Genomic DNA, 13,053 nt, shown 5'->3' with positions numbered 1-13,053 from the left:
CGATGACGGCTCAAATCCGCCCCTCTGCGGCGGCCTGCCCGGGTTGCCTGGCGGTTCCGCGAGATGCAGTTGACGAGGCACCCACGTCGTCCCGGCTGGCGCTGTCACTTCCTGGTATTCACTGCCAGGCCTGTATTTCTGCTGTGGAACGGGGTTTGAATGCTACGCCCGGAGTAACTTCGGCGCGGGTCAACTTGACCCTGAAGCGGGCAATGATTGAGGCGGAGCCTGACGTGCGCGCCGCCGATTTAATCCCGGTGTTGGGTGATTTGGGCTATGAGGCGCATGAGCTGGATCTCGGCACGTTAACGGCAACCCAGGGTGACAAGGCAGGCCGTGATTTGCTGATGCGGTTGGCCGTTGCCGGTTTTGCCTCGATGAACGTGATGTTGCTGTCGGTTTCTGTCTGGGCCGGGGCGACGGATGCCACCCGTGACATGTTCCATTGGATATCTGCCGCGATCACCCTGCCAACCATTGCATTCTCCGCGCAGCCATTTTTCAAAAGCGCCTGGAGTGCCTTGCGGGTGCGTCGGCTGAACATGGATGTGCCAATTGTGCTGGCGTTGGTGCTGGCCTTGGTCACCTCGCTGTGGGAGACTACGCTGTCGGGGGAACACGCCTATTTCGATGCGGCCCTGACCCTGACCTTTTTCTTGCTGGCTGGGCGCTATCTGGACTTTCGCACCCGCGCTGTGGCGCGATCTGCCGCCGAGGAACTGGCGGCGTTGGAGGTTCCCCGTGCCATTCGCCTGAGTGATGGTGTTGAAAGCGAAGTTTCCGTTGGTGAACTGTCGATTGGTGATCTGATCCTGGTCCGCCCTGGCGGCCGTATGCCTGTAGATGGTGAGGTGGTTTCGGGACAATCTGAGCTGGATCGTTCGCTGCTGACCGGGGAAACCTTGCCGGTGTTTGCTGAGCAGGGGCAGGGGGTTTCGGCAGGTGAGGTCAACCTGACCGGGCCGTTGACCATTCGGGTCACGACAGTGGGTGAAGATACATCACTCCACCGGATGGGCGATTTGGTGGCGATCGCTGAGAGCGGTCGGTCGCGCTATACGTCTTTGGCGGATAATGCAGCGAAACTGTATGCGCCGGGGGTGCATATCCTGTCGGCGCTCAGCTTTGCTGGCTGGTATCTGTACTCTTGGGATCTGCGCACGGCGCTGAACATTGCTGCGGCGGTACTGATCATCACTTGCCCCTGTGCGCTGGGACTGGCGGTGCCTGCGGTGACCACAGCGGCCTCGGGGCGGTTGTTTCGCAAGGGGATGTTGATCAAACATGCCACTGCACTGGAACGTTTGGCACAGGTGGACACAGTGGTGTTCGATAAAACTGGTACGCTGACAGCTGGAACACCGCAATTGACCAATCTGGCAGATTTCAAGCGAGCCGATCTGGAGATTGCGCTGGCTCTGGCCGAAGCATCGGCGCATCCGTTGTCAAAGTCTCTGGCGCAGGCTGCAGGTGAGGCTGGCATAACTGCTGCAGCGGTCAGCGATATTCACGAGGTGCCAGGCTATGGCACCGAAGGTTCGTTTCGTGGCTCTCGCGTTCGTTTGGGCCGCGCGGCTTGGGTTGGGGCGCAGCAGAGCGATGTAACTGCGGCGTGGTTGGATATCGGTGATGAATACCCGCAGGGCTTTATGTTTACCGATGCGTTGCGTCCCGGAGCAGAGGCGGCAGTACAGGCACTGCTGGGCGCTGGTAAACAGGTTCAACTGGTGTCAGGTGATTCTAAAGGGGCTGTTCAGATTTTAGCGGCGCGTTTGGGGATTACCAATTGGGTTGGTGAAGCTCTGCCGGAAGATAAAGTCGAGCGGATCAAGGTCTTGTCCGAGCAAGGCCACAAGGTGCTGATGGTTGGTGACGGTCTGAACGATACCGCTGCGTTAGCGGCTGCGCATGTGTCGATCTCACCTGCCTCGGCATTGGACGCTGCGCGCGTTGCGTCGGACATAGTGCTGTTGGGCCAGGATCTGACCCCGATAGCAGAGGCCTGTGATGTTGCACACCGTGCCACCAAGCGCATTCGTGAAAACTTCCGCTTGGCCACCTTGTATAACGTGATTGCAGTGCCGCTGGCGGTGGCAGGCTTGGCAACGCCGCTGATCGCCGCCTTGGCGATGTCGACCTCATCAATTACAGTGTCCCTGAATGCCCTTCGGTTGAGGTAAGCACATGCAAGTTTTGTTTTATTTGATCCCGATTTCGCTGGTTCTGGGGGGGCTGGGGTTGCTTGGTTTTCTATATACCGTGCGCAGCAATCAATATGATGATCCGGAAGGTGATTCACAAAGGATACTCAGTGATGAATGGGATGATCATCCCAAGCCTTGAGCCTTTTTGAGACATCAAAGGTGCGTGCAAGCACACACCCTACACGGTCAGATGCGAAAGGATGAATAAGGCCAGTCGGCACTCTTCTCGACGAGACCAAGATTGACCGGAGCGTCACGGCAAATGTCCATATGTTGCCAATAGTCCGGCGGGTTGCGGACGTGGTGCTCCCAGAATCGGCGTTGCCAGATACCGCGTTCGCGTCGCGCCAGTTGGCTTGCGCTGGTGATCTGGCGCGGTACAGCACGTGAGAACCGGGTTTTGATCTGGCGCCAGCGTGTCGAAAAATCGCAGTCCCCAGCGGGTAATGTCCAGATGCATCGCATGTGATCAGGTAGCACCACCCAGGCATCAACATGGAAGGAGTGCTGGCGACGGGTCAGGCCAACAGCGGCGCGCAGGGCGTCAATTTCGTCAATCAAAAGAGTTGAACCGCGCTGCGCCAGGCAAACTACGAAATAGATTGTGGCGCCGGGCGCGCGAGGGCGTAGATACCGGGACATACCCCAGCATCAGCCAACATGGTCAACAACCTCTGAATCTGTGTAGGGTGCGTGCTTGCACGCACCGGGAGTTTGTGCGGTCAGGATGGCCCGATGGGGGTGCAGGCCACGTTGCGGGCACTGAGACGGCGACAAGCCAGATCTGCGCCTTCCTGCGTCATGCCGAGGAAGTTTGCTTCAAACCCACGATTAGACTGGGCCACCTTGCGCAGACTGCCATCCAGCGTCTCCATTTCAGCCAGTGCAGTCCGCAGAAGTACTTTTTCTGCCTGATACCGGGTGTTGAAACGACCAACATTGATGCCCCAGTGACGTCCTCCTGAGGTGGACAAGCGAGTCACAACAACTGGATCCGCCGCTGCCACCGGAGTTGTCCTAAGGTTGGCGGGGCGCGCTGTAGGCCGCAATCCGGTATAAACCGCAGGCTGTGGTGCCGCGGCCACCGCTGCAACCACCTGTTCTGTGGTTGTTTCAGTTAGTGTGGCTGTTTCGATCTGGAGTGCTTCTGCCAAAGCTTCAGTTACAGGGTTTTCTTCCGCTTCAGCCAAAGCGGCCTGAATGCTTGTACGCAGCAAGTTTTGATCTGTTTCAACCGGACTTGCAGCTGCAGGATCTGCGCTGGGTTCCGGAGGGATTTCGGCCTCGGCCAGGCGTAGAACGGTTTCGTCACTGTTGGCCGCAGGGCGGGTTTTGGGGCGAAGGCTGGTGGTGACTAACCCGTTGGGTCTGACAGTCTTACCCGAACCGGCTGCACTGGCGGCGACAGGGGCTTCGATATTGCCGACATATTGCGGCAGGCCGGGGCGGCGCAATCGTGCCTGCGACGGTGCCCTGCGAAACCCTAGATCAAGAAGATCGGCAACTTTGGCATTGCGTGAGGCGGTGGATTTGCCGCCAAACACTGTTGCGATGATGCGTTCGTTACCGCGCTTGGCAGAGGCGACCAAGTTAAACCCAGCAGCATTGGTATAGCCGGTTTTGATGCCATCGGCGCCACGGTAGGCTGCCAGTAAGCGTCGATTGGTATTGTTCACCTGCTTTACTCCGGCATCAGTCGAGCGGCGAGAGAACAGGTTATAGTATTCGGGGTAGTCATACAGAATATGTCGCCCCAGCGTTGTCATGTCACGGGCGGTCGACATGTGCCCGGATTGGGTCAACCCATGGGCATTGCGAAAGGTGGTACGTGTCATGCCCAGTGATTTTGCTGTGCGGGTCATGCGGCGTGCAAAAGCAGCCTCGGACCCCGAAATGGCTTCGCCCAGTGCAGTGGCGGCATCATTTGCGGATTTCACGGCTGCTGCCCTGATGAGATAGCGCAGTGCGATCGTCTGACCGGTACGCAAGCCCAGCTTAGAAGGGGGTTCAGACGCGGCGTTGCGACTGATCTTGACCTTGGTGTCCAAAGATATTTCACCGTTCCGCACCGCTTCAAAAACGATATAGAGCGTCATCATTTTGGTCAGGGATGCAGGGTGAAGGCGGGTATCAGCGTTGCGAGAGTGTAGAACCTCGCCAGTGCGCGCATCCATCACCAATGCCGCATATGGGGCGGTACTGGCCGCCATCGGCACCAGAATACACAGCCAGAAAGCTGTCAGAATTCCCAAGCCCAAACGGGCCGGAAAGATGCACCGAACCTGCGCGAATTTTGCCATGTCTGCCTCATGCCGCCGGTTGTCCGGCTGACTTTTTTACCTAACGCAAAGCTAGCACAAAGGGGCTTCGGAAGAAACTAATGCTTTTTGGGGGCTGGTGATGAGAATGCTTGAACAGGCAATATCTGGTGGGTGCTAACCAATGTGGCCGCTACATGGGGGAAGCATTAAATAAGTGTTACCGCAATTTTGGGCATTTTACCGCCCAACTGGTGTTTCTGTGCCACAAGAATCATGCTCCCCATTCTCAGGGGCGGTGGCTACCCGTGATATAAAACGGGGTAATATAGTGCAGTCCAAGGGAGAACTCGCAGGCCATTGGGATCAGGGCTTTGATGCTGTGTTCCAGATCTGCAAGCAGTGCGTTGGAGAAGGCTGCGTCGCGATGTGGTTTCGACAATACTGAAACCGAGATATCAATATGCGTGTACTGGTATTCACTGGTGGGGTAGCCACGTCCCTTGCAGTCGCCGGCACCATCATCGTGTTCTAAAATGACAGCTTCAATCTTGGTCAGGATCGCCTGAGTATCAATGTCGAGATCTGAGGAGTATTTAACTTCGGCATGTGGCATCGGGGTCTCCGGCTAGTTTAGATGTATGATCTGTCCAAAGCGCAGAAAGAAGGGTTGGTCACCTGATGTCAATCTGTCCCTGAGGCTTTCATCCAATTTGGTCCACAAGATTGGCCAATTCAGATAGATCAACAATTTCCCGATATCGCGGGTCGCCTTCGGGAGCGGATGCCTGTTCTATCTCCCAGGTCAGACCATGCGGCACATAGGTGCCCCAGCCCCCCGCCGCCAACACGGGCATCACATCTGATCTCATGGAGTTCCCGACCATCATCGCCCGACTTGCGCCGTCACCGTGGCGCTGAAATATCTCATTGTATGCTTCGGGTGTTTTCTCCGACACGATTTCAACCGCGGAGAACAGATCACCCAGGCCCGATTGCGCCAGTTTGCGTTCCTGGTCCAGTAGGTCACCTTTGGTCACCAGGATCACCCGATGACTGCTCGCCACCGCCGTCACTGCGTCACGGGCATGGGGAAGAAGTTCGATTGGAAAAGACAGCATCATCTGCCCTGCCTCAATCAATTCGTGAATTACACTGGCCGGAACCCTTGCATCAGTGACTTCGATGGCGGTTTCGATCATCGACAGGGTGAATCCTTTGACGCCATACCCATAGCGTCCAAGATTGCGTTTTTCGGCAGCCAAAAGCCGTTCGCTCAATAGCTCAGGGTCCATGTCTAAAGGCGTGTGATCTTCCAGCAATTCGGCAAATCTTTGCTGCGTAATCCGGAAAAAACGCTCGTTGTGCCAAAGGGTATCATCGGCATCAAACCCGATAGTCGTTAAAGTGCGTGCCATTGTATTGCTCGCTTTCTCTTTTCCTCGCTGAGATAGAGGCTATATATGCCAGTGAAGAATTCCCATGCCTGACCCGGATTGAACCGCTAATGACACTGTTGCCCCATATCATGTCAGACCAGTCGGATGACTCTACAGATACCGGAGTCCTCACCAAGACCAAACCAAAGACCCAACGCCCTCCACGATATAAGGTGTTGTTGTTGAATGACGACTATACGCCGATGGAATTTGTGGTGATGGTTCTGGAACGTTTCTTTGGCATGACCCATGCCGAGGCGTTTGAAATCATGTTGATCGTCCACAAAAAGGGCCTGGCAGTGGTTGGTGTTTACAGCCATGAAATTGCCGAAACCAAAGTTGGTCAGGTAATGGATTTTGCGCGCCGGCAGCAGCATCCGCTGCAATGCACCATGGAAAAAGAAGAATAAGAGGCTCCTCTGATGTCCATCCGTCTTTCCCTGGCTATCGAGTCAGGTGGCTTTGCCGTGCCAGAAAGTGGCAAGATCTCAGTGTTTCATCCGCGCGAGGAACACGACCTGTCGGTGCTACCTCGCGAACAAGTACTGGTGGTGCAGCCTATGCGCCCGGATCACGATATTTTTGTCGCCCGTGGTTACGACTGTGTTGCTGCCCTGGAAGCTGACACAGAAATCGCAGCCGCGATAGTGTTCTTGCCTCGGGCTAAGGCACTGGCGCGGCACTTGATTGCGCAGGCTGTGGCCTTAAGTTCTGGTCCGGTTTTGATCGATGGAGCCAAAACCGATGGCATAGATTCGGTGCTCAAAGCAGCGCGCAAGCTGACCGAACCGTCTTCTCCGATCTCAAAGGCGCATGGTAAAGTGTTCTGGGTAGAGGCTGATGGGCAGGTTTTTGCCGATTGGCACGTCGATGAATTTGCCAGCGTCGATGGCTATGCCACCGCTCCGGGTGTGTTTTCGGCGGATGGCATTGATCCGGCTTCTCGCTTGCTGGCTGAAGCGCTGCCGACAAAGCTTGGCCGCACTCTGGCGGATCTTGGTGCTGGCTGGGGATATCTCTCAGCGCAACTGCTGCAGCGTGATGACGTCATCGAAAAACTGCATTTGATAGAAGCGGACCACACATCACTGGCCTGTGCCCAGCGTAACGTCAGCGACCCGCGCGCTGAATTCCATTGGGCCGACGCGCGTCAGTGGAAGCCTCCGCATCTGTTGGATGGTGTGATCATGAACCCGCCGTTTCATACTGGCCGTAGCGCCGAGCCCTCGCTTGGGCAGGCCTTTATTGCAACCGCTGCGCGGGTGTTGTCGCCCTCGGGGAGCCTGTGGCTAGTAGCAAACCGGCACCTGCCTTATGAGACAATCCTTGGGGAGCTGTTTGTACAGGTCTCGGAAATTGCGGGGGATAACCGTTTCAAGGTGTTGCATGCCTTCCGGCCAAAACGTCAACGCCGGTAGCGCGGGTTACGCGGCTGTTTCCAAGCTGACAAATGCGGTCTAACCTGCCGCCTGAATGATCCTGACGGAGGCTGTATATGTCTTTTTCCATTTCCGGCAAAACAGCCATCGTGACCGGCGCTGCCAATGGTATTGGTTTGGCCATCGGTAAACAGTTTGCGGCTGCAGGAGCGAACGTAATGTTTGCCGATGCGGATGAGGCAGGCCTGATCCGCGAATTGGGCAGCCAGCCCGAAGACAGCAGCACACGGTATTTTGCCGGCGATCTGCGAGAACGATTGACCATTGCCAATCTGTTGTCAGCCACCATTGATGCCTTTGATCAGATTGATATTCTGGTCAACGGAGCCCGTCAGGTGGTGACCAGCGATCCGCTGGATCCAGAAGATGATTCTACCCATATGTTGTTGACTGAGAACTTGCTGCCAACCTTGCGGCTGTCGCAGCAGGTGGCGAAACGGATGATTAAGCAGGGGGAAGGCCGCGAGTCGCAGGGCCCGCTTGGGTCTATCGTCAACCTGTCATCAATTGCAGCCCGCCGGACCCACCCGGAACTGATGGCCTATTCCGTGTCCTCGGCTGCGATGGACCAGATGACACGATCCCTGTCGGTGGCGATGGCGCCACATCGGATCCGGGTCAACAGCATCGCCTTTGGCTCGGTGATGAGTGCCTCGTTAAAGGCCGTCCTGCGTGACAACCGTTCCTATCGTGAAGATATCGAAGACCACACACCGTTGGGGCGTATCGCTTCGCCAACCGAACTGACCGAAACGGCCCAGTTTTTGGCGTCTGAGGCCTCAAGTTTTATGACCGGGCAAATTGTGACGCTTGATGGTGGTCGCACTTTGCTGGATCCAGTGGATGCGCCTGTGCACTAGCCGGGTAAGTTCAACTGGCAGCTTAATTGAAAGAACTTTCTATGAGTAGCGAAATGAAGACCGAAAAAGCCCAGGCTGCCGCGTGGTTCCGTACATTGCGCGATCAAATCGTAGCGGCGTTTGAGGGGCTGGAAGACAGCCATGCTGACGGGCCTTTGTCCGACCAGACGCCGGGCCGGTTTGAGGTGTCTGAAACCACACGTACCTCAGATGACGGGTCAGACGCTGGCGGAGGCCTGATGAGCGTGATGCGGGGCGGTCGGGTGTTCGAAAAGGTCGGCGTCAATGTCTCTGAAGTTTACGGTACACTGGGCGAACGGGCGCAAAATGCGATGGCAGCCCGCAAAGGCATTCCAGGGATGAAAGACGACCCACGGTTCTGGGCCTCGGGTATTTCTTTGGTGGCGCACATGCAGAACCCGCATGCGCCAGCCGTACATATGAACACTCGGATGTTCTGGACGCCGCATGCCTGGTGGTTTGGCGGTGGGTCGGACCTGAACCCCTGCATCGAATATGACGAAGACACGGCGCATTTCCACGGCCAGCAAAAAGAGCATTTGGATCCGCATGGCGAGCGTCTTTATCCGGAGTTGAAAGCCTGGGCGGACGAGTACTTCTATATACCGCATCGCAATCGCGCCCGTGGTGTTGGCGGCATCTTTATGGATGACCGCAACAGTGGCGACTGGGCACAGGATTTTGCCCTGACACAAGACATCGGCCGTGCATTCCTCCCCGCTTTTGTCCCCTTGGTGGAAAAGCGCCGGGTGCAGAATTGGTCGGACGCCGACAAAGAGGCCCAGCTGGTGCATCGTGGGCTCTATGCTGAATATAATCTGGTCTATGACCGGGGAACCAAATTCGGCCTTGAAACAGGCCATGACGCCAATGCCGTGCTGATGAGTCTGCCACCTCTGGCCAAGTGGATATAAGAAGCAGCAGATGCTGAAGCGGCTGAACAACACCCGGTTTTGGGCCCTTTTGGGGGTTGCGGCTATCCTAACCGGATCTGTTGTGATGCTGTTTCGTCTACATCCGCCGATTGTCATGACATTGGCAGCAGGTCCCTCTGGAGGGGCCTATCATCAGTTAGCAGGGCGCTACCGTGCCATTTTGGCCCGTGATGGGATTGATCTTGTTGTTGTCGACACCGCCGGGTCTGCCGAGAATGCGGGCCTGATCGAAACCACACAGGTTGATGCGGCATTTCTTCAGGGTGGTATTGGGGTGCAAGGGCAAAGCACTGAAGCCATCGGTGCTATTTTCTTTGAACCGATGGTGTTCCTGACCCGGCAGGATATCGAAGTCCCGGCCAATCCAGCATTGTGGTCAGATCTGCGCATCAGCAGTGGGCGGCTTGGATCTGGCACTGCGGCCGCCTTTGATGACTTTCAAACGGCGGTTGGTTTGCGCCCGTCATTGAACCAGCATTTTGATATGGGCTACAGCGATGCCGTTTCGGCGCTGATAAAGGGCACCATTGATGTCGCTGTTTTTGTTGCACCAATTGACGCCCCATATCTGGTGGCAGCCTATGCAGATCACAGGATACGTTTGTTGCCGCTGGACTATAGCGAGGCAATATCTCGACGCCTGAATTATGCCAATACAGTGACAGTGCCGACCGGCGCGATTTCCCTGAAGCCTGTGGTCCCCCCTGTGCCGCGCCAGTTACTGGCGCTTGAGGCTCGCTTGGCGATCAGCGATGGCCTGCACCCGGCCTTGGTCAATCGATTGACCATGGCAGCTATCGAGTTGCACAGCGCTCGGGACATTATCACGGACCAAGGTCAGTTTCCCTCAGTCGAAGGGACAGGCCTGTCCGTGAACAATGCAGCGCGCCAATTGATCTTGAATGGCCCCTCGACTTGGCATGACTGGTTGCCCTACTGGATGGCGGCGCAGGTCAATCGGTTGTTCCTGCTCATGTTGCCTATTCTGTTCCTGTTGCTTCCAATGCTGCGGGCCGTGCCTTCGCTCTATGCGTTTTTAATGCGTTGGCGGGTGTTGCAACACTACCCAGAAATCAAACAGATCGAGGATGACCTGGCTCAGGCTCCGGATTTGTCCTTGTTGGTAGAGATGGACCAGCGTTTGGTTGAACTGGATGAAAGGCTTGCACAGGTCCGTCTGCCACCTCTGTACCGGCAAACGGCCTACAATGCTCGCATCCATATAGAATTGGTACGCAAACGCATTTCTGCACAGCAAGAGGCGGTGGCCTTTTAGGCAGGGCGCTAACATACTGATTGAGAGCGAAACCCCGCCGATAGTCATCAAAAAACTAAGCGATCTCCCAGTCCGAGCTATGTTGGACCTAGTGCTCCGTTTTGGTGTCGCTTTGGTAAGGCAGGTTTATGCGTAAAGTTATTTATCTGATTGTAGCCGTGTCAATTCTGGTCAGCTGTGGTCGCAGGGTTGAACCTGAACTGGTGCAGGCTGTGCCTGCCTCGACAGGTACGGCTGTCGCTCAATTGGTGACCTATCCCCGGTTCGGAGACAGTGATCCCTATGACTGGGAACGGCGCAAGCCAACATCCTATCCAATCCATGGTATCGACGTATCGCGTTGGCAGGGTGACATCAACTGGCGGCAGGCCAGGTCAGCCGGGGTGTCCTTTGCCTACATCAAAGCGACTGAAGGCGGTGATGTGGCAGATCCAAAGTTCGATAGTTACTGGCGCGCCTCGCGCCAAGCTGGGGTGCCCCGTGGGGCCTATCATTATTTCTACTTTTGCCGTCCCGCCGCACAACAGGCGCGCTGGTTTATCAAACATGTGCCGCGCGAAGCAAACGCGCTGCCGCATGTGCTGGACATGGAATGGACCCCGCATTCTCCGACCTGCACCAAACGCCCAGACGGTTCACATATCCGGCGCGAAGCGACGCTGTTTCTGAGCATGTTGGAGGCCCACTACGGGCGTCGCCCGGTTGTTTATACTACCGTGGATTTCTATCAGGATACCGGGATCGGCCGGTTGCCGGGAACAGAATTTTGGTTGCGCTCTGTTGCCGGTCATCCAGCCCAAGTCTACCCCGGAGCCTCTTGGAACTTCTGGCAATACAGCGGCACTGGCAGGGTGCCAGGTGTTGAAGGCGATGTGGATGTGAACGTGTTTAGAGGCAGCCCGGAAAGCTGGCTGCAGTGGAGTGGTCAATCACTCCAATAGATTTGATTTGCGGATCAGTTCGTCGAGCCGAGAGGAATTGGTGTTTTAACATAACATGTTAAATGGCCAGTGCGGATGATTGCGACATTTCGTCCGGCCGTGTTTGCAGGCGCTTGTGCGTTAGAAAATCCGCCGCTAGCGTTTTACTTGGCCACTCAAGCGCACCATGCGCCGGAGGGATGAAATGCCACGGGTTATCCGTGGCACACCTCCTCGAGGCTCCACGATACCCACTCATGTGACGTTGAAACTGGAGCCATAAAATGACTTTGCAAAACCGTAGCTGGGCCGAACCTTATAAAATCAAAATGGTCGAGCCCCTGAAAATGACCACTGAGTCTGAGCGCCAAGCGGCGATTGTGGAGGCGGGATACAATACCTTTCTTCTACCGTCCGAGGATGTCTATATCGACCTGCTGACCGATTCCGGTTGCGGTGCGATGTCGGACCGTCAGTGGGCTGGCATGATGGCAGGGGACGAGGCCTATGCCGGCAGTGCCAACTTCTACAAAATGCGCGATGCCGTCGAGGAATACTATTCCTACAAATACACAGTACCAACCCATCAGGGCCGTGGGGCAGAAAATATTCTGTCACAGATCCTGATCGCGGACGGAAACTATGTGCCGGGCAATATGTACTTCACCACGACACGCCTGCATCAAGAACTGGCCGGGGCAACCTTTGTCGATGTGATCGTGGATGAGGCCCATGATCCAGCGTCTGACTACCCGTTCAAGGGGAACGTAGATATCGCCAAGCTAGAGGCGCTGGCCAAAGAGGTTGGCGCAGATAAGATCCCCTATGTCTGTATTGCCACCTGTGTGAACATGGCCGGTGGCCAACCTATTTCGATGGCCAACCTGAAAGAGGTTCGCGCTTGGTGTGATGCGAACAATGTCCTGTTGGTGCACGATATGACCCGCGTCGCTGAAAACGCCTTTTTCATTCAGCAGCGCGAAGATGGGTATCGCGACAAATCGATCCGCGAAATTGTCTATGAGCTGTGTGATCTGACCGATGCGGCGACCATGTCGTCCAAGAAAGACGCTTTGGTCAACATCGGTGGTTTCTTGGCAATGAACGATGACAGCATCTACGAGAAGGCCTGTAACCTTGTTGTGGTCTATGAGGGGCTGCACACCTACGGCGGCATGGCCGGCCGCGATATGGAGGCGCTGGCGATCGGCATCACCGAAAGCGTACAGGATGATCACATTTCGGCGCGGGTTGGTCAGGTTGAATACCTGGGCAACAAGCTCAAGATGATGGGGGTGCCAATTGTGAACCCCATTGGCGGCCATGCGGTGTTCCTGGATGCGCGGGCAATCCTGCCGCATATCCCGCAAGATCAGTTCCCGGCTCAGGCCTTGGCCGCAGCCCTGTATGTTGATGCAGGTGTTCGGGTGATGGAGCGTGGTGCTGTGTCAGCTGGGCGTAGCAAGGAAACTGGTGAAAACTTCATGCCTAAACTGGAGCTGGTGCGTCTGACCCTGCCAAGACGAGTCTACACGCAGGCCCATATGGATGTGGTCGCCGAAAGTGTTGAACGCGTGATGAAGCAGGCGAGCGAGATCAAAGGCCTGAAGTTCACCTACGAGCCTGAATACCTGCGCTTCTTCCGTGGTAAGTTTGAGCCAGTCGAAGGGTAGAGGAACAAAAAAGGGAGCGGCGTCGTCG

The 13,053-nt window shown here is 56.0% G+C and carries 13 protein-coding genes; 9 read left to right on the top strand and 4 right to left on the bottom strand.

Annotated elements, in window-relative coordinates:
* Positions 1–2 precede the first annotated feature (2 nt).
* Both GO984_RS05120 and ccoS read left to right on the top strand, forming a co-directional pair.
* Complete coding sequence (locus GO984_RS05120; protein ID WP_157021481.1) at positions 3–2,180, top strand: heavy metal translocating P-type ATPase; 2,178 nt, start codon at positions 3–5, stop codon at positions 2,178–2,180.
* Between the two features lie 4 nt (positions 2,181–2,184).
* Positions 2,185–2,343, top strand: coding sequence for a cbb3-type cytochrome oxidase assembly protein CcoS (ccoS, locus tag GO984_RS05115; protein ID WP_157021480.1), 159 nt, complete (start codon positions 2,185–2,187; stop codon positions 2,341–2,343).
* Between the two features lie 47 nt (positions 2,344–2,390).
* Here the strand turns inward: ccoS and GO984_RS05110 are convergent, their stop codons facing one another.
* The 4 genes from GO984_RS05110 to GO984_RS05095 all read right to left on the bottom strand — a co-directional run bounded on the left by GO984_RS05110 (position 2,391) and on the right by GO984_RS05095 (position 5,880).
* Complete coding sequence (locus GO984_RS05110; RefSeq protein ID WP_157021479.1) at positions 2,391–2,846, bottom strand: REP-associated tyrosine transposase; 456 nt, start codon at positions 2,844–2,846, stop codon at positions 2,391–2,393.
* Positions 2,847–2,926: 80 nt separating this feature from the next.
* Positions 2,927–4,504, bottom strand: a complete 1,578-nt coding sequence (locus GO984_RS05105) for a D-alanyl-D-alanine carboxypeptidase family protein (protein ID WP_157021478.1) — start codon at positions 4,502–4,504, stop codon at positions 2,927–2,929.
* 247 nt (positions 4,505–4,751) lie between these two features.
* Positions 4,752–5,078: a hypothetical protein gene (locus GO984_RS05100; RefSeq protein ID WP_157021477.1), complete on the bottom strand. Its 327-nt coding sequence runs from the start codon at positions 5,076–5,078 to the stop codon at positions 4,752–4,754.
* Between the two features lie 88 nt (positions 5,079–5,166).
* The gene (locus GO984_RS05095; protein ID WP_157021476.1) at positions 5,167–5,880 is read right to left on the bottom strand and encodes an HAD family hydrolase; all 714 of its coding nucleotides are present in this window, start codon (positions 5,878–5,880) and stop codon (positions 5,167–5,169) included.
* A gap of 89 nt (positions 5,881–5,969) precedes the next feature.
* Between GO984_RS05095 and clpS the strand changes: the two genes are divergently transcribed.
* The 7 genes from clpS (at position 5,970) to GO984_RS05060 (ending at position 13,025) form a co-directional block, all read left to right on the top strand.
* Positions 5,970–6,311: an ATP-dependent Clp protease adapter ClpS gene (clpS, locus tag GO984_RS05090; RefSeq protein ID WP_138161327.1), complete on the top strand. Its 342-nt coding sequence runs from the start codon at positions 5,970–5,972 to the stop codon at positions 6,309–6,311.
* Between the two features lie 12 nt (positions 6,312–6,323).
* A complete protein-coding gene (locus GO984_RS05085; protein WP_157021475.1) occupies positions 6,324–7,319 on the top strand; it encodes a class I SAM-dependent methyltransferase in 996 nt (331 codons plus the stop codon).
* Positions 7,320–7,396: 77 nt separating this feature from the next.
* Positions 7,397–8,200 (top strand): SDR family NAD(P)-dependent oxidoreductase, encoded by an 804-nt coding sequence (locus GO984_RS05080; protein ID WP_157021474.1) that lies wholly within the window; start codon positions 7,397–7,399, stop codon positions 8,198–8,200.
* A gap of 41 nt (positions 8,201–8,241) precedes the next feature.
* On the top strand, positions 8,242–9,135 hold the full coding sequence (gene hemF, locus GO984_RS05075) for an oxygen-dependent coproporphyrinogen oxidase (RefSeq protein ID WP_157021848.1): 894 nt from the start codon (positions 8,242–8,244) through the stop codon (positions 9,133–9,135).
* Between the two features lie 10 nt (positions 9,136–9,145).
* Positions 9,146–10,432, top strand: a complete 1,287-nt coding sequence (locus GO984_RS05070) for a TAXI family TRAP transporter solute-binding subunit (RefSeq protein ID WP_157021473.1) — start codon at positions 9,146–9,148, stop codon at positions 10,430–10,432.
* A 128-nt stretch (positions 10,433–10,560) separates the two neighbouring features.
* Positions 10,561–11,373: a glycoside hydrolase family 25 protein gene (locus GO984_RS05065; protein WP_157021472.1), complete on the top strand. Its 813-nt coding sequence runs from the start codon at positions 10,561–10,563 to the stop codon at positions 11,371–11,373.
* A 263-nt stretch (positions 11,374–11,636) separates the two neighbouring features.
* Positions 11,637–13,025 (top strand): tyrosine phenol-lyase, encoded by a 1,389-nt coding sequence (locus GO984_RS05060; RefSeq protein WP_157021471.1) that lies wholly within the window; start codon positions 11,637–11,639, stop codon positions 13,023–13,025.
* The last annotated feature ends 28 nt before the right edge of the window (positions 13,026–13,053 follow it).

The organism is Parasedimentitalea huanghaiensis, from assembly GCF_009753675.1.
GTDB classification, from domain to species: domain Bacteria; phylum Pseudomonadota; class Alphaproteobacteria; order Rhodobacterales; family Rhodobacteraceae; genus Parasedimentitalea; species Parasedimentitalea huanghaiensis.
The sequence above is the reverse complement of the archived record's forward strand: the minus strand, read 5'-3'. Positions and strand labels throughout refer to the sequence as shown.

Bases quoted from the DNA above. Each gene is read 5' to 3' on its own strand.
- GO984_RS05065 (WP_157021472.1), top strand. From the start codon at position 10,561: ATGCGTAAAGTTATTTATCTGATTGTAGCCGTGTCAATTCTGGTCAGC.
- GO984_RS05105 (WP_157021478.1), bottom strand. From the start codon at position 4,504: ATGGCAAAATTCGCGCAGGTTCGGTGCATCTTTCCGGCCCGTTTGGGC.
- GO984_RS05060 (WP_157021471.1), top strand. From the start codon at position 11,637: ATGACTTTGCAAAACCGTAGCTGGGCCGAACCTTATAAAATCAAAATG.
- ccoS (WP_157021480.1), top strand. From the start codon at position 2,185: ATGCAAGTTTTGTTTTATTTGATCCCGATTTCGCTGGTTCTGGGGGGG.
- GO984_RS05100 (WP_157021477.1), bottom strand. From the start codon at position 5,078: ATGCCACATGCCGAAGTTAAATACTCCTCAGATCTCGACATTGATACT.
- GO984_RS05095 (WP_157021476.1), bottom strand. From the start codon at position 5,880: ATGGCACGCACTTTAACGACTATCGGGTTTGATGCCGATGATACCCTT.
- GO984_RS05080 (WP_157021474.1), top strand. From the start codon at position 7,397: ATGTCTTTTTCCATTTCCGGCAAAACAGCCATCGTGACCGGCGCTGCC.
- clpS (WP_138161327.1), top strand. From the start codon at position 5,970: ATGACACTGTTGCCCCATATCATGTCAGACCAGTCGGATGACTCTACA.
- GO984_RS05070 (WP_157021473.1), top strand. From the start codon at position 9,146: ATGCTGAAGCGGCTGAACAACACCCGGTTTTGGGCCCTTTTGGGGGTT.
- GO984_RS05120 (WP_157021481.1), top strand. From the start codon at position 3: ATGACGGCTCAAATCCGCCCCTCTGCGGCGGCCTGCCCGGGTTGCCTG.
- GO984_RS05110 (WP_157021479.1), bottom strand. From the start codon at position 2,846: ATGTCCCGGTATCTACGCCCTCGCGCGCCCGGCGCCACAATCTATTTC.
- hemF (WP_157021848.1), top strand. From the start codon at position 8,242: ATGAGTAGCGAAATGAAGACCGAAAAAGCCCAGGCTGCCGCGTGGTTC.
- GO984_RS05085 (WP_157021475.1), top strand. From the start codon at position 6,324: ATGTCCATCCGTCTTTCCCTGGCTATCGAGTCAGGTGGCTTTGCCGTG.